This window comes from Companilactobacillus keshanensis (genome assembly GCF_003946205.1).
Taxonomy (GTDB): Bacteria; Bacillota; Bacilli; order Lactobacillales; family Lactobacillaceae; genus Companilactobacillus; species Companilactobacillus keshanensis.
In genome coordinates, this window is record NZ_RHOS01000017.1 from 29,675 (window position 1) to 47,310 (window position 17,636).

Annotated in this window: 13 protein-coding genes; 12 read left to right on the plus strand and 1 reads right to left on the minus strand. The window is 34.9% G+C overall.

Annotated features, from left to right (window positions below; all coding sequences use genetic code 11):
* Position 1 precedes the first annotated feature (1 nt).
* Positions 2-1,378, plus strand: coding sequence for a replicative DNA helicase (dnaB, locus tag EKM64_RS09000; RefSeq protein ID WP_125677793.1), 1,377 nt, complete (start codon positions 2-4; stop codon positions 1,376-1,378).
* A gap of 161 nt (positions 1,379-1,539) precedes the next feature.
* Positions 1,540-2,826 (plus strand): adenylosuccinate synthase, encoded by a 1,287-nt coding sequence (locus tag EKM64_RS09005; RefSeq protein WP_125677795.1) that lies wholly within the window; start codon positions 1,540-1,542, stop codon positions 2,824-2,826.
* Between the two features lie 41 nt (positions 2,827-2,867).
* Here the strand turns inward: EKM64_RS09005 and EKM64_RS09010 are convergent, their stop codons facing one another.
* Complete coding sequence (locus EKM64_RS09010; RefSeq protein ID WP_125677797.1) at positions 2,868-3,797, minus strand: hypothetical protein; 930 nt, start codon at positions 3,795-3,797, stop codon at positions 2,868-2,870.
* A gap of 74 nt (positions 3,798-3,871) precedes the next feature.
* Here EKM64_RS09010 and EKM64_RS09015 point away from each other — a divergent pair, with 74 nt between their 5' ends.
* The 10 genes from EKM64_RS09015 to EKM64_RS09060 all read left to right on the plus strand — a co-directional run bounded on the left by EKM64_RS09015 (position 3,872) and on the right by EKM64_RS09060 (position 17,462).
* Positions 3,872-5,170: a hypothetical protein gene (locus EKM64_RS09015; RefSeq protein WP_125677799.1), complete on the plus strand. Its 1,299-nt coding sequence runs from the start codon at positions 3,872-3,874 to the stop codon at positions 5,168-5,170.
* Between the two features lie 8 nt (positions 5,171-5,178).
* Positions 5,179-7,806, plus strand: coding sequence for a transglycosylase domain-containing protein (locus EKM64_RS09020; RefSeq protein ID WP_125677801.1), 2,628 nt, complete (start codon positions 5,179-5,181; stop codon positions 7,804-7,806).
* Positions 7,807-7,873: 67 nt separating this feature from the next.
* The gene (locus EKM64_RS09025) at positions 7,874-8,128 is read left to right on the plus strand and encodes a hypothetical protein (protein WP_125677803.1); all 255 of its coding nucleotides are present in this window, start codon (positions 7,874-7,876) and stop codon (positions 8,126-8,128) included.
* Positions 8,129-8,354: 226 nt separating this feature from the next.
* The gene (locus tag EKM64_RS09030) at positions 8,355-9,089 is read left to right on the plus strand and encodes a GntR family transcriptional regulator (RefSeq protein WP_225420995.1); all 735 of its coding nucleotides are present in this window, start codon (positions 8,355-8,357) and stop codon (positions 9,087-9,089) included.
* Between the two features lie 144 nt (positions 9,090-9,233).
* Positions 9,234-10,850, plus strand: coding sequence for a mannitol dehydrogenase family protein (locus tag EKM64_RS09035; RefSeq protein ID WP_125677807.1), 1,617 nt, complete (start codon positions 9,234-9,236; stop codon positions 10,848-10,850).
* An 18-nt stretch (positions 10,851-10,868) separates the two neighbouring features.
* On the plus strand, positions 10,869-11,933 hold the full coding sequence (gene uxuA / locus EKM64_RS09040) for a mannonate dehydratase (RefSeq protein WP_125677809.1): 1,065 nt from the start codon (positions 10,869-10,871) through the stop codon (positions 11,931-11,933).
* Positions 11,934-11,954: 21 nt separating this feature from the next.
* A complete protein-coding gene (locus EKM64_RS09045; RefSeq protein ID WP_125677811.1) occupies positions 11,955-12,974 on the plus strand; it encodes a zinc-binding alcohol dehydrogenase family protein in 1,020 nt (339 codons plus the stop codon).
* Between the two features lie 43 nt (positions 12,975-13,017).
* Positions 13,018-14,433 (plus strand): MFS transporter, encoded by a 1,416-nt coding sequence (locus EKM64_RS09050; protein ID WP_125677813.1) that lies wholly within the window; start codon positions 13,018-13,020, stop codon positions 14,431-14,433.
* A gap of 217 nt (positions 14,434-14,650) precedes the next feature.
* Positions 14,651-15,856 (plus strand): LCP family glycopolymer transferase, encoded by a 1,206-nt coding sequence (locus EKM64_RS09055; RefSeq protein WP_125677815.1) that lies wholly within the window; start codon positions 14,651-14,653, stop codon positions 15,854-15,856.
* 64 nt (positions 15,857-15,920) lie between these two features.
* Positions 15,921-17,462, plus strand: coding sequence for an ABC-F family ATP-binding cassette domain-containing protein (locus tag EKM64_RS09060; protein WP_125677817.1), 1,542 nt, complete (start codon positions 15,921-15,923; stop codon positions 17,460-17,462).
* Positions 17,463-17,636: the final 174 nt, after the last annotated feature.

Sequence of the window (17,636 nt, forward strand, 5' to 3'; positions counted from 1 at the left end):
AATGAATAATGAAATGACAACAAGAATACCGCCCAATGATAAAGATGCTGAACAGGCTGTTTTAGGTGCGGTATTTTTAAGCCAAGATGCACTAATTGAAGCGATGGAATATGTTGAAGCAGAGGATTTCTATCAACACGCTAATCAATTAGTCTTCCAGGCAATGGTTAATTTAAATGATCAAGAATCTCCAGTCGATGTCGTGACTGTTCAAAATGAACTTGATCGTTTAAATCAAGTTGAGGATATAGGTGGGGTCAGTTACTTAGCTGAGTTAGCAAATGCTGTACCAACGGCAGCTAATACCAGTTATTATGCTCGTATCGTCAAAAATAAGGCCGTGTTAAGACGTTTGATCAATGCTGGTACAACTATTGTCTCCCGTAGTTTTGAAGAGTCTGATGACCTTGATACGATCATTGATCAATCTGAAAAAGACATTATGGAAGTTTCTGAAAATCGGAACCACCAAGGATTCAGAAAAATTTCCGATGTTGTAAAGTCATCATTCAATGAAATTGACAAGTTGTATGGTGAAGATACTGACGTTACTGGACTTTCAACCGGTTATAAAGATCTTGATAGTTTAACAACTGGTTTACATAAAGATGAATTGATTATTTTAGCTGCACGTCCTGGTGTTGGTAAAACGGCTTTTGCCTTGAATTTGGCACAAAATGCTGCAACTAAAGATCAAGCAACGGTCGCTATTTTTTCATTGGAAATGGGTGCCGAACAATTGGTTAACCGTATGATATGTTCCGAAGGTAGTATTGATGCCAATTCATTGCGTACAGGCCAATTGGATGAAAATCAGTGGAATAGTTTGGTTGTTGCCATGGGTAGTTTGTCACGGACTAATGTCTATATTGACGATACTCCCGGTGTTAAAATGGCTGAGATCAGATCAAAATGTCGTCGACTGTTGAAGGAAAGCGGCAAGCTGGACTTAGTTATTATTGATTATTTACAGTTGATCGAAGGTACAGGTCAAGAAAACAGACAACAAGAAGTTTCGGTAATCTCTCGTAATTTGAAGAAACTGGCTAAAGAATTACATGTGCCAATAATTGCGTTATCACAGCTTTCCCGTGGCGTTGAGCAACGTCAAGATAAGAGACCAATGTTGTCAGATATTCGTGAATCTGGTTCAATTGAACAGGATGCTGATATCGTTGCCTTTCTTTATCGTGATGATTATTATCGTGATGAAGATGGCGACGATAACAGTGAACCACAGGATCAGGAGGATCAAGATGTCGGTGAAGTAGAGGTCATCGTCAGTAAAAACCGTTCTGGTCCGCGTGGAACCGCCAAGTTATTGTTCGTGAAGTCTTATAATAAGTTTTCATCGATAGCCAATATCCCTGAAAATTAGAGAGAGCGGAGAATAGATGGTAGACTTTGAGTATTACCCAGACTAACTATAGTGGTAAGTCTTACCATGATAGTTAGTCGTAGTAAGTGTAGAAATCTGTCTCTTAGCAGCTCATTTCGAGACCAAGTTCCAAAAACTCAATCAATTAAGAGGAGATAGACATGACAACAGTTGTCGTAGTAGGTACCCAATGGGGTGACGAAGGTAAAGGTAAGATCACTGATTACTTCAGTGGTGAAGCAAATATTATCGCTAGATATCAAGGTGGAGATAATGCCGGTCATACCCTAAACATTGATGGTAATGTTTACAAATTAAGATCAGTCCCATCAGGAATTCTTTATCCTGATAAGACTAGTGTTATTGGTAATGGTGTTGTTTTAAATCTAGAATCTCTTTTAGAAGAGTTAAATCGTTTGCATGAACAAGGTGTTGATACTTCAAGTTTGAAGATTTCAAACCGCGCACAATTGATCTTGCCCTATCACATCAAGTTGGATTCTCTCCAAGAGGCTGCCAGAGGCGATTCTAAGGTAGGAACTACTAATAGAGGTATTGGTCCAGCTTATATGGATAAAGTGGCTCGTATCGGTATCAGAATGGCTGATATCTTGGATAAAGATGTCTTCAAGAGCCTACTTACAGAAAACTTAAAGCAAAAGAATGAGTTATTTACAAAGATTTACAATTCTGATGAGATCAAATTTGATGATGTTTTTGAAAAGTATTATCAATTTGGACAAGATGTAAAAAATCGTGTTATCGATACTTCAGCTTATTTGAATAAAGAACTAAAGAACGGTAAAAACGTATTATTTGAAGGTGCACAAGGAATCATGCTTGATATTGACCATGGTACGTATCCATATGTAACTTCATCTAATCCAGCCGGCGGTGTTACTACAGGTGCCGGTATAGGTGCTCCAATGGTTGACAAAGTTATCGGAGTTGTTAAAGCCTATACATCCCGTGTTGGTGCTGGTCCATTCCCAACAGAACAGGAGAATGAAGTTGGCGATTTCTTACGTGAAGCTGGTCATGAATATGGAACAGTTACCCATCGTCCTCGTCGTGTGGGTTGGTTAGATACAGTTGTTTTACGTCATTCATCTAATGTGGCTGGTGTTACTCACCTTTCACTGAACTGTCTTGATGTTTTAACTGGTTTAAAAGAGATCAAAGTATGTACTGGATATGACTTGAATGGAAAAATAATTGATGAGTATCCTGCTAATCTTAATATATTGGCTCAATGCAAACCTGTTTATAAGACATTTTCAGGTTGGGATGATGATATTACAGGTGCTAAAAAAATCGGTGATCTTCCAGAAGCAGCTAGAGTATATCTTGATTTCTTGAAAGAGCAACTTGGCGTTGAATATGCAACCATATCTGTTGGTCCTGATCGTGAGCAAACAATTGAAGTTAATGATGTTTGGAATGCTTAATTAACAAAATAAATAGTGGATACCGTTTAGGTATCCACTATTTATTTTGTTCTGTTATCAGTTGAGATGATTCCTTTTTGAAAACTTATAAATTTTTTGCTGTTACGATTGTAAGTCAAGGTGTAATAGTAATCTTCATCTTTACTTAGTTGTTTGATATAAACCCGCGAATAGCGCGGAACATCGGATATTTCGTAACCAACTATTCCGTAATTAGTAACTCTAGAATTAGAATTTTTAGCTAAGTTGTAGAGTCCTTTATTACTCTTGTCGGCACTAAGTCCTAGGTTTATGGCAATTTGATTGAAATTACCCGGTTCAGAAGCATTATTCATCGTCAAATTGGAATTAATGACAGCGGTTTTTAAACGTTGCATAAAGTTTTTAGAGTTATTAATGCCAGCATCCCCAACTTTAACATCAGGAATGATGAAACGTGGAGGATAGATATTTGAAGTTTGTTTCAGATATTTAACTGAGAGTATCTGTGATTTTCTATGGTACAAACGATAGCGGTAACTGACGATTTGCTTGGTGTCATTGTATTGATTCAAACTGATGGTCAAGTACTTTCCTTTACGATCTTTTCCAAAGTTCAGCAAGGTGACATCATGGATATATTGATGAGATTGCTTTTTGATTTTATCGGTGAGAGACTTATCCTGTTTTTCAGTGAGAAAATTAAAATCTTTGGTAGTCTTATAATTATTATTGATCGTATTAACTAAATTGATCGATTGGGTCTTATCTGCCTCAAAATCTTTATCATTTAATTTGATAGATTTTGGTGTGACATCTTGATCGACATTTTTAGGATTAACGATCAAAGAAAAAGGAATCGTGATCGAAGATATTTTGTCGACAGTTCTATCTTTGATATTTCCCCAGTTGAAGACATAGGTTAAAATTATTAAGATTAGGATCAGTAAAGTGATTAATAATTTCAGATGTTTTTTTAATAATTTTTTCAAAATTTCTCACCCTTTATAATTGTGGTACTTTAATATATATAATATACAAAAAGAAACGTTATTTGAGGAAAATCGTGAAAGATAAAAAATATTTAAAAGGTACTTCTCCATCAGTACACTATTTACTACTAGGGGCCAAGGTAATTGCTATTGTTACAGCAGTTATATTTTTTGTCATGCTTTCACGTGGGGTAGTCAATGCAGCTGTTACGGCCAAGATAAATGGTCAGTATCAGGATAAGAGCAATAAGGTTTTGAAAACACGTGTTGATTCCGGTTCAGTTAGTTTTGTTGGGAAGCTGATCAAAGTCAGTGGGAATAATATCATAACTAAGAATAACGTTAAAAGATATCAGGAATTAGAACGATATATCGACGCTAGATCGACTCGATCCAACCAAGTTTCAGCTCTATTTGATGGAAAGAGTGACTATAAAGATGGCGTTTCTAGCGGTGAGATCAATGAGTTAGATAAAAAACTGCTAAAGGAAAAGAATCAGGATGTTTACCAAAAACAACGTAATAGACTAGATATGATTCAAATCTGGTTTGAGCAGACTCAAGATGCCAATGGATATATTTCAAAAACTTGGGATAAGTTCAACGATAACAATGCTAGCTTGAATATCAAAAAAATATCTATGGTCAATGCTTATTATAAGTTGATCAAGAATAAAACTATTAAAAAGCAATGGACCGATGCCGTTTCGAAGATGACTGACTATTATTCTAATCATAAAGGTGCTAGTGCTAGAGTTACAGCTGCAAAAGAACAATTGGATGCTTTGAGAAATTCGCCTTTGACAGAGAAGTATAAGCCAGCCAATGTCGATATTATCGGTACTTTGAACAAATCAGATAATGATTCCGATACATTGAGTAATGCTGGGCTAACAGGTAAAACAGTTCTTTATTATGATTCCAGCAGTAGTAAATTAGCCTTGATGACTAATGTTAATGGAAATTATGTTGCCGAGGATGGATATATCTCGGTAAGTAATTCAAGAGTGAGTTCAGGCAAGTATAATATCAAGAAGGTCATTACTTCGGCCGGTAGTAATGATGCAATTATCACTGATAGTAGTAATAGTAGTTTTGGGCAGTATCTAAATAATGCAACTGACAGTACTTTAGAGAGTAATGATATCACTGACGCAGATAATACAACGTCTGATTTCAATTCTGCTACACCGGTCTTTTGGATGAAGAATAATAGTAGTTTAAGTAAGTCGATCTACTTCAGCAATGGATCAACAATCGGATTTATCTATTCTGGTGGAAGCAGCTACAACAATGGACTACAAATAAGTTCATCAGACTTATCCAGTCTGCAATCTAAGATTTCATCAGGAACAACATTCTACGCTGATTAGGGGTCATTATGCGAGAAGCTAAAAGAAATATTAAAAGAAAACACAGAAAATGGCCGTGGATAATACTGATATTGATCATTCTTATTTTAAGTGGAATCGGAACATTCTGGATGAAGTATGGTTATGATATCAAAGGCGCTATTGCTGATGGTTATTCATACAGTGAAGGGCTGACGAAGAGCGATTTTCGTCCTAAAAATTCTACCGTTATATACGATCGTAACGGAAAGGTCTTAAAGAAACTGTCACAATCAAGTTCCAATTATGTTCCGATAAATAAAATCAATCCTAAGATCACTAAAGGATTGGTAAAAGTTGAAGATCAGAGATTCTATATTCATCATGGGGTTGATGTTTATGCTATCATTCGTTCAATCGGAGCAAGAATTTTGCATCGTAGGATCGAAGGTGGATCAACCTTGACGCAGCAACTGGTTAAAAATGTTGTTCTAAAAGATCAGTCGCAAACCGTTGATCGTAAGTTAAAAGAAATGGTCATTGCTCAACAGTTAGAGAAGAAATTTACTAAAAAGCAGATTCTAGAATTCTATATCAATGATGTTTATATGGGACACGGTTCATACGGATTTAGCAGTGCGGCTGAATACTACTTTTCAAAGAATCAAAATGAATTATCAATTGATAAATTAGCGATGTTAGTTGGTATTCCAAATAATCCAGCTTACTATGATCCAGTCAGCTATCCGCAACGCTCATTTAAGCGTAGAAACATGGTACTATACATTTTCTATAAGAATAAATTGATCAGTCATAACGCCTATTTGACAGCCAGAAACCGTCCATTAGGATTGAAGATCAACGAACATAAATTTGATAACGATGTTTCTAATAATTATGCGTTGAGCTATGCCGTCAACAATGCCGCCGAAGAGCTTATGAAGTCCTCTGGCTTTATGATGAAATACAAATTCAGCAGTGATAAAGAAATGAGTCAGTACTACACTAGATATCAACAAGAATTTGAACGTGCTCGTGGTGAGTTGTTGGAAGGGGGATATAGTATCCATACGACTATTGACATGGATGTTCAGAATAAAATTGAGAGTATCGTTTCTGATACTTATAAGTCATATACTGGTCGAGACGTACATGGAAAACTAGCACCACAAGTGTCTAGTACGATTGTTGATAATCAAACTGGAGATGTTTTAGCGATTATTGGTGGTAGAACAACTGATGGTGACCAAGTCAACCGTGCTATTACTGGTTATCGTCAACCAGGTTCTGCTTCAAAACCAATTACAGCATATGGCCCGGCTTTCGAGCGTGGTTATTTGCCACAAAGTACTGTAATTGATTCGGCTATTGCCGGTAGAAAAAATTGGTATAGTGGTTATAAAGGAAAGACAACAATTCGTGATGCTTTGGCAAATTCAATTAATACTGTTGCTTATAAATTAGCCTTGGAAGACAGTAAACATTTGTACTACAACAATTTGATCAAGATGGACTTTGCAAGATTAGCACCAGAAGATGATAATCCGATCATTGCCATTGGTGGTTTCCAAAATGGTGTAACGACTACTGAGATGGCTTCAGCTTATAGTTCATTTTCTAGAGGCGGTAAATTTATAGCTCCAAGTAATTTGAGTAGTATCTATGACAATGCTAATGAACGATATATTTATCAAAATACCCACCTTAAGAAGTCGATCTATACTAGGGATGCCAGTTATATGACATTGAATACCATGCAATCAGTAATTACTGATGGTTCAGGTAAAAATGCAAAATTGGACAATTATGATTTCACAGCCGGAAAGACAGGTACAACTGACGACAGTAAGGATTCATATTTTGTAGGAATGACTCCAAAATTTACGATTGCTAATTGGACTGGTAATGATATGCCATCAACTTTGACAACTGCTGAAGAAAATCTTTCGATGCAGGCCTTTAAAGCGGAAGGTGAGTACTTGGTCGATTCACTTAAAGAAAAGAATAAAGATTTTAAGAAGCCAAGTACGATCACAGTCAATGGCGATAAATTATCAGTTCAAACTAAGAATAAGAAGCCATCTATCCAAGATATTATTGATACAGATTTTTCTAAATATAATTCAGAACAGACAAATAAAAATTCTGAACGTTTAGCTAACTTGGATTACCGTATTATTTATCATTTAACTAAAAAGGAAGAATATTCTCGCGAACGCAAGGTTGAAAAGGCAATCGAGAAGTATAAAGAGTCTCCGATCATTAAACAATCTCAATACAATAAAAAATTGGATCAACTACAAAAAATTCGTTATTTGAATGCTAATGTTAAACGTCAAAACGCTAAGAGTGACTTTAACAACCAGATTCTTGATTTGCAAAAGGATCTTAATATGAGTCAAGCTATGTTCCAAACTTCAAAAGATAATAAGAAAATTGCCGAATATAATCAAGAAAAAGAGCAAATCGAGTCCGAACGAGCTGCAAAACGTAAAACTAAAGTAAGTGACTTGATGCCACAATATAATTCTCAACTGCAAAAAGTTAAAGATGCATACAATAATGATGATTCTGACAAGGAAAATCAAAAGCAAAAGCTTGTTGATATTATGAATGAAATCAGAAGTTATGGTGGAAATGTTCCAGATGTTAAAATAAACACTAATAGTAGCAATTAATAGGTTGTCATGAGGTACGCAATCTATTAACATCTAAGTAGAATAATTAATGGGGGGGTTAAGGACAATGAGCTTAGCAGATAAAGTTTCTGAAGGTAAAATGTTATTGTTCAAGTGCAGTCAGTGCAATCATCCAGCCATGCTGATCCTTAAGAAAAAAGAACTGGGAACTAATCCAGACAACTCTGTTAAATATGAAATTACGATGCAGTGTCCACGTTGTCGCAATAAGGATGGATTTACCTTGAATGATGGTAAAATTGATGTTGCATCTAAATCTGAAAAAACAGATAAAGTTCCTAATTTGGATCGAGTATTGTAGATGATTGTATTTTCATGATTCATTGATAGGCAGAGAAAACAGATATTACTTGATTTTTTTCAAGTTTTTATCTTTTTTCTCTTTTTTATTTTGAAAGAATAAATTTACTTTCAGATTATGTTAAAGAACTAAAAAACTATCTAAATAGAGTATTCTTGAGTTAAGATGTTTTTTAGATGTGAATACAAGTTGAAGTTATTACTATAATTAGGAGTGAGAAAAAGTGATGGATAATAGTGCACAACCCAAATTGGCTAGTGATTATGCATACCAGACTCTATACAATAAAATTGTATCTTTAGAGTTATCTCCAGGAGAAAGTATTAGTCCCGTTCAATTGTCCAAAGAGTTAGGTATCAGTAGAACTCCAATACAGAAAGCCAGTGCAAAATTAGCTGAGGATGGACTATTAGAAGTTTTACCACAACGAGGATCCTACGTATCCCAAATAAATATTGATCGAATTTATGAGTCATTTTATATGCGTAACTTAGTTGAACAAGCTGCAGTTATTAAGATTTGTGATTTTGATGATCGCAAAGATGTTTGTATGCAATTAGAACAAAATATTTATAATCAAAAGAAAGTTTTAGAAAGAGAATTATACGAAGAATCTTTTGAAATTGATGAACAATTTCATCACATAATTTATAAAGCAGCAAATATGTTATACATTGAAAAGGCTCTGGCACAAATTTCAGCCGATCAAAATCGTCTGAGAAAATTAAAAGTTTTATCTAATATGCGGGCCGATCCGACACTTCAAGAACACAATAATATTTTGGAATCTATTCGAGGGGGAAAAGCAGAAGAGGCGGCGCTAAATATCTATAAACATATTTCTAAGTTTGCTGGAGATACAATTGCAATTCATGACAAATATCCTGAATATTTTTCTAATTGGAAAAATGCAGAAATTAAAAATTTAAAACTAAAAAAACAAAGCTTCTTTAGTTTCTAACATAATCCTTCAAAGGTTTATCAATAACCCTTGAAGGGTTATTTTTTTATCTCTATTGACAGCGCTTACAAATGATGCTAAATTAGCTTTATCGAAATACTAGCATGCTAGTATGTTAAAGAATTCAAACAGGAGATGAATTTCATGGTTAGCATTAAAGACAACTATTTAAATAACGCCAGTCAATTTACAACTAGTGATATTACAATTCCCAAATATGATTTCAAAACAGTTAAGGAGAAAACAAAGACTGATCCAGTTTGGATTCACTTTGGTGGAGGTAATTTATTTAGATGTTTCCATGCAAAAATTGCTCACGATTTATTAAACAGTGGAGATATGGAAAGTGGAATAGTTGTTGCAGAAACATATGACGATCAAGTTATCGAAAATATTTATCATCCCTATGACAATCAGATGCTACAAGTAATTATGAAAAGTGATGGTAGCTATCAAAAAAATTTACTTGCAAGTGTGGCTGACAGTATTTACTACAACCATGCCAATCCAGCCGGTTGGGGAGAATTAAAAAAAATTTTTGAAAATCCTAAATTGCAATTCGTTACCCTATCGATCACTGAAAAAGGATATGTCTTAACAGATATGAATGGAGATCTTACAAAAAGCGCTCAAAAAGATATTGCTGGTAATCCAGATGAAGCAACAACCAACATGGGTGCTATTGCAAGATTGCTTTTGGCTCGTTATAAAGCTGGAAAATATCCTATCGCTATGGTCAGCACAGATAATTTTTCTGAGAACGGAAAACGCTTTGAAAAGGAAATTTTAACTATTGCTCAAGGTTGGATAGATAACGGTTCAGTTACATCTGATTTTGTAGTGTATTTGAAGGATGAAAACAAGGTTAGTTTTCCTTGGTCAATGATCGATAGGATTACTCCTAATCCTTCAGAAAAAGTATCTCAAATATTAGAAGATCAGGGATTTGACGATGTAAAAATCACTCACACACAAAAACATACAAATATAGCACCATTTGGTAATACTGAAGAAACTCATTATTTAGTAATCGAAGATAATTTTCCAAATGGACGTCCCAAATTAGAAAATGCAGGCGTAATCATGACAGATAGAGAAACCGTTAATGATGCTGATCAAATGAAAGTTACCGCTTGCCTTAATCCTTTACATACTTCATTAGCAATTTTTGGATGTTTGTTAGGTTACGAATCCATCGCCGATGAAATGACTAATCCCGATTTAGTTAAGTTGATTAAAGGACTTGGATTTGATGAAGATCTTCCTGTTGTTAAGGATCCTAAAATAATCGATCCAAACAATTTCATCAATGAATTAATTAAAAAACGTTTACCTAATAAAAATATTCCTGATACACCACAAAGAATTGCTAGTGATACTTCTCAAAAAATCCCAATTCGCTATGGTGTGACAATTCAACATTATTTAGATGATAAAAACCTCAATGTAGTAGATTTGAAATTTATTCCATTTATATTAGCTGGATGGTGTAGATATATTTTGGCTGTTGATGATATGGGTAATGAGTTTACATTGAGCCCAGATCCATTACATGACTATGTTGAAGAAATTATGAAACCTATTAAATTAGGAACACAGGATGAAGAATTGATTCATACAACTTTTAAAAAGTTACTTAATAATAAGCAAATATTTGCTCATGATTTATATGAAATAGGTTTAGCAGACAAGGTTGAAGCTTATTTTAAAGAGCTTGTTAGGGGTAAAGGGGCTATTGCAGAAGCCTTAGCTAAATTATAGAAGGGATTTTTAAACATTATGGAAATGGGATTTAGATGGTTTGGATCTGATGATGATCCAATCAAATTACAACAGATAAAGCAGATTCCCGGAATGACACAAATTGTTGGGGCACTTTTCGATGTTCCCGTTGGGGAAGTTTGGCCTAAAGAGAAAATTTCTAAATTGAAAAAAGAAATTAATGACGCCGGTTTGAAAATGGACGTAATTGAATCAGTCAATATTCATGATGACATTAAAATTGGGAAACCTAGTCGTGATAAATATATTGAAAACTACAAAGAGACGATCCGAAACTTATCCGAATATGGAGTTAAAGTTATTTGTTATAACTTTATGCCAGTTTTTGATTGGTTGAGAACCGATCTGCAGTTTGATTTACAGGATGGGTCTAATGTTATGTCTTTTGAATTAGACAAGTTGGCGGATGACCCACAAGAGATGATTGATCGAGTAGAAAGCAATTCTAAAGGATATTCATTGCCTGGTTGGGAACCTGAAAGATTAAGTAAGATTAAACGATTATTTGATGCTTATAAAGATGTTAACGAACAAAAATTAACTGATAATTTGAAATATTTTTTGGATGAAATAATTCCAGTTTGTGAAGAATGTGATGTGAGGATGGCCATGCATCCAGATGATCCTCCAATGCCATTATTTGGGCTTCCAAGAATTTATAAAAATCGTGAAGATATGGTAGAAATTGAAGAATTACATGAATCTAAATACAATGGTTTCACGATTTGTACAGGAAGTTTGGGTGAGAATCCAGATAATGATGTACCAGCAATTGTTAGGGAATTTGTAAAAAAAGACAGAGCACCGTTTATTCATACTAGAAATATTAAATTTACTGGTAAAACTGATTTTCACGAATCAGCCCATTTATCAAGTGAAGGTTCATTAGATATGTATGAAATTATGAAGGCCATGTATGACAGTGATTTTGAAGGTTATGTCCGCCCAGATCATGGTAGGAATATTTGGAATGAATCAGGCCGACCTGGATATGGTCTTTATGATCGAGCTCTGGGAGCAACGTATTTAAATGGTTTATGGGAAGCAATCAATAAAGCTTAATTACGGAAGGGAGTTTTAAAAATGTTAGCAGCTCGTGTATATGGAAAAGAAGATTTAAGGATCGTAGATGTTCCAAAACCGGAAATTGAAAATTCTAAAGAAGTAATCGTTAAAGTTAAGGCTGTAGGTATCTGTGGTAGTGACAATCACCTTTATCATGGTGAAAATCCTTTTGCTACTTTGCCAAGAGTTATGGGACATGAATTTGTTGGTGAGATAGATTCAGTTTCTGATGATGTCAAAGAAGTGATTGTTGGAGATCATGTAGTAGTTGAGCCAATTGCGTATTGCGGAAAATGCTATGCCTGTCGTCATGGGATGCCTAATGTATGCAAAAACTTGGTAGTATCAGGTGTTCATATTGACGGTGGTATGCAGGAATATGTAAGAATTCCATTAAAACAGGTTCATAAGATAGATAGTAATGTTCCGTGGACAACTGCAGTTTTGTCTGAACCTTATACAATTGCTGGAAATTCAACAACTAGGGCTGAAGTCGGCTTAGGAAAGACAGTTTTAATTCAAGGTGGAGGAACAATTGGTCAATTGATTTTACGTGTAGCCAAGGCTAAAGGTGCCAAAGTTATGTTAACTGATGTTTTGGAATCAAAACTAGAATTTGCTAAACATAACGGTGCTGATGAAGTGGTTGATGTTACTAAGGAAAATCTTAAAGATCGTGTTACAGAATGGACTAATGGTGAAATGGCTAATGTTGTTATCGATGCCGTAGGTGCACCAAAGACATTTGAAGCATGCTTAGACCTAACTTCAGTGGCTGGAAGAATTGTTCCATTAGGTATGTCAGAAGAATTTTCTAATATTCCTCAAAAACCAATTATGCAGAAACAATTAACTATCTGTGGTTCAAGATTACAGGCTTATCAATTTGCTCCAATCATCAAGTCAATTGAATCAGGTTTGTTAGATGATGATGGAATAGTTAACCAAAAATTCAATATTAAAGATACTCAAAAAGCATTTGATCTGATGAATGAACATCCAGAACAAGCTCGTAAAATTGTATTGACCTTTGATTAAAATTTAATGGATCTAACCTTTATGGAAGCTGGTGAACTAAGTAATGGCGAACAAGTATGATACAGAAGTAGATACAAAGGAGTTAATTAAAGTTACTGCTAGTGGCTGGATGGGAACAGCGATGGAATTCATGGATTTTCAATTGTATTCCTTAGCTGCGGCGATTGTCTTTGGGGAGATATTCTTCCCTGATTCATCTCCTGCGATGGCTTTGGTTATGGCTATGGGAACATATGGTGCCGGGTATGTTGCTAGACTTTTAGGAGCATATGTCTTTGGTCGTATGGGTGATAAGATAGGTCGTAGAACAGTTTTGTTTGTAACAATTATGTTGATGGGATTAGCATCTACAGCTATCGGATTTTTACCAACATATCAGCAAGTTGGAATTTGGGCCCCAATCGGTTTAGTGGTCTTACGTATTGTTCAAGGATTCGGTGCAGGTGCCGAAATTAGTGGTGCTGGAGTTATGGTTGCTGAGTTTGCTAAGAAGAGTAATCGTGGTTTGATTGGTAGTTTTGTTTGTTTAGGTACTGCAACAGGGACATTATTGGCAAACCTAATTTGGACAATTATTTTAATGAAATTAGATGAAAAAAGTTTATATACTTGGGGATGGAGAATTCCATTCTATGCTTCATTTTTAATTATGATAGTAGCTATTTTGATTAGATTGTTTATTAAAGAAAGTCCCGTTATGGCTGAGAAGAAAAAACTACTTGAAGAAGAAAGAATATCTGATTTAAAAAATGTAGCCCCAGTGACTTCTAAGAAAAAGGTAGCTAATAAGAGTTTATTAGTAGCTTTAGGTCTTCGTTTTGGTCAAGCTGGTAATAGTGGTATTTTACAAACCTATATTGCTGGATTTATGGTAACTTTCTTAAGCGTTCAAAAGACAGTAACAACTAATGCAAATATTATTGCTTCACTAGTTTCCTTCATTACGATCCCAATTGTCGGATACTTGGGAGACAAAATTGGACGTAGAAAGATGTACATGTTTTTGTCAGGAGCAATGGCGATTTATGCTATTCCAATGTTGCTCATGATTCAAACTAAGAACACAGTTCTTTTGACTATTGCAATGGTTATTGGATTAAATGTTGGTGTTCAAGGTATGTTCGCTCTTGAAAACGTAATGTTAGCCGAATTGTTTGGATCAAAGAATAGGATGACTTTCATGGCATTGGCAAAAGAAATTGCTGGTGTTGTTGCAACTGGATTTGGTCCTTTAATTGCTGCCAGTTTAGTTTCAGCTTTTACAGGTAGCTGGTTACCAATTGCAATTATGGTTATTGTCTTTTCATTATTTACCTTTGTTAGTGCATATCTATCCGTTGAGACAACGGGTCGTGATTTAAATGACTTAAATGATGCTATGGATGAACCAAGAAAAAAGAAAAATAAAACTAAAGTCAGCGTTAAAGTAACTGAGGATCTCAGTTCAAGTGAGCTATAGTTCAAGAAGGATGCGGTTAAGATCGCATCCTTCTTTTAGTATTTATGAGTGGATATCCACGTTCGTAATTTGACAGAATAGCTTAAACTTTTATAATTGTTTCAACGTACACTAAATTTCTTCATATTTTTAGGGTATATTATTAACGTTGTACAAATATGTCCATTTTTCATAAACTAATGGAAAATCTCAAGGATATACTAAACGGAGTTTATTTATGAATAATAAGAATAATATGTCTAGAGAGCACAGACGTCGTTTAACTAGAAATAGTGCGTTGGCTTCTAACAATGGTGGAGGAAAAAAGAAATCCTTCTTAAAAATTCTAGGCTTAGTAGTTTTAACAGTATTTTTCATATTAGGTGCATATGGATTTAGAATTTATGCTCAAACACAAGAAACTTTGGGTAAGACTTACAAAGCACTCGACGGTAAACAAGCTTCAGTTAAGATTTCTGATAAGAAACCTATCTCAATTTTACTTTTAGGGGTAGATACGACTGATGGCGGCGTTAGAGATACAGAAGTAGATTATCGTGGTAATTCAGATACGATGATTGTTGTGACAGTTAATCCCAAGACAAATAAGACAACAATGGTATCAGTACCAAGAGACACCATGGCTCAAATTTGGAAGGGTACTAATAACAACACTAATAAGATTCAAAAAATCAATTCTGCTTACAATATAGGTAACGAAGAAAGTGCTGTTACGACGACTGAAAAACTCTTAAATGTTCCCATTGATTACTATGTAAAAGTCGACTTTAACTCGTTGAAGAAAATCGTTAATAGTGTCGGTGGCGTTGATGTTAATGTTCCATTCAGCTTTTCTTATGGGGATACTGACGAAAAAGAATCTCACTTTAAGAAGGGTAAAATGCACCTTAATGGCAAGCAGGCATTGGATTACTCAAGAATGAGATATGAGGATCCTGAAGGTGATTATGGTAGACAAAAACGTCAAAGACAGGTAATCTCTGCTATTATTAAGAGTGCAGCAAGTGCGAATACGTTCACTCATTATCAGAAAGTCTTGAACAGTATTTCAAATTCAATGACAACTAATCTGAGTTTCAGTGATATGCAGTCTATCTTCCTTAACTATCGAGGAGCCTCCAAAAAAATCGGTTCGGATCATGTTCAAGGATTTAGTTCAACGATTGATGGATCTTCGTATGAAATTGCACCAACCAAAGAATTGCAACGAGTATCTAATAAGCTAAGAAAGCAGTTAGATTTAACGCCAGCAACTTTGGATAATCAGGAAACAAAATTGAATAAGTACAATAAGTCTTTAGGATTCTCGTTTAATTACACTGGGGATCAAAACCAGAATTACGAAACTAAGATTAAAAGTACGCCAAGCAGTGAAGGTACTAATAAAGATAGAAACGATACAATCGGACTATCAGGATTTTAATTAAAAGGCTGAAGCAGAATTTGTTTCGGCCTTTTGTTATGTTTTTAAAATAAGGAGTTTATTTATGAGTGTTTTAGAGGTACATGAGTTAACACAACAATTTTTGGATAAAAAACTTTACGATGACGCAAGTCTCCAAGTAAACAAAGAAGATCACTTGGGGATCACTGGTCAAAACGGGGTCGGCAAGTCTACTTTTATTAAGATTTTGACAGGTCAGATCGAACCAGACGAAGGCAAGATCACTTGGCAAAAGCATTTAACCGTTGGCTATCTTGATCAGCAGGCAAAATTAGTTGCGGGGATGTCCATAAAAGAATATCTTCAGACTGCTTTTGACAAGTTGTATGAAGCAAATGATAAATTAACTGAGATTTACATGAATGATCCAGACGATGATGATCTGGAAAAAGCTGGTAAACTTCAAGAAATATTAGACGCTAATGATTTTTATGAGCTGGATACTAAGATCGAACAGGTTGCCACTGGTTTAGGATTAGACGCCATTGGATATGATCACGACGTTTCAAAATTAAGTGGTGGACAAAGATCAAAGATCATTTTGGCTAAAATTCTTTTGGAAAAACCAGATATGATTTTATTAGATGAGCCAACCAACTATTTGGATACTAATCATATTGAATGGTTATCAGACTATTTGAATGATTTTGAAGGTGCCTTTATAGTTATTTCTCATGATTATGGGTTTTTGGATAAAATCGTTAATTGTGTGGCTGATATTGAGTTTGGAAAGATCACTAAGTATACTGGTAATCTTAAACAAGTTATGAAGCAAAAGACTGCCAATAAAGAAACATATATGAAAGCTTATGTTAAACAACAGGAAAAAATTTCTAAGACTAAGGCATATATCAGAAAGTTTAAAGCTGGTACTAGATCAAAAAGTGCTAAGAGTCGTGAAAAACAACTATCACATATGGATGTTTTGACACCACCGGGTAATAAAAAAATTGCCAGCTTCAACTTTCCTTATCAAGAAATACCAAGTTCTAGAATGGTACTTGAAGTAAACGACTTGAAGATAGGTTATGACAAACCTTTATTTGAGCAAATGCTTAACTTCTCTATAGTAAGTGGAGAAAAAATGGTTATTAAGGGATTCAATGGTATCGGTAAATCCACTCTTATCAAGACTCTGTTAGATATAATCAAGCCCATAGAAGGTAATTTTGATTTCTCAGAGGTGGTCAAGGTGGGATACTTTAAGCAAGATCTTGATTGGAAGAATAAGATGGCGACCCCATTCCAAATCGTGGGAGAGGAACATTCTGAGAAAGATAACAAGGAAGTTCGACAAGTTTTGGCTAGAACTGGTTTAACGAGTCAACAAATCATGTCACCAATTAGATCATTATCTGGTGGTGAACAGACAAAAGTTAAAATCGCCGATTTAATGTTTGATCCAACTAATTTCTTATTTATGGATGAACCAACCAATCATTTAGACGACGAAAGTAAATCTTCATTACGAAAAGCGCTTAGAAATTATCCTGGTTCTATGATCCTAGTTACTCACGAAGAGGGCTTCTATAGTAGTGACTGGATCGACAAGGTACTAGATATAGAGCAAATTAAAAAGAATTAACTTTTTTTATAAAAGTACTTGCAAAGGTGTTACTTAACTAGTAATATATTACCTGTTGTTGCGACAGAGCAACGGCGACAACGTATTGATGAGTTTTATTCATCTTTACCTTCAAAAAATTATTTTAAAAAGTTGTTGACATTAACTTGTCCAATTGATAAGATAATTGAGTCG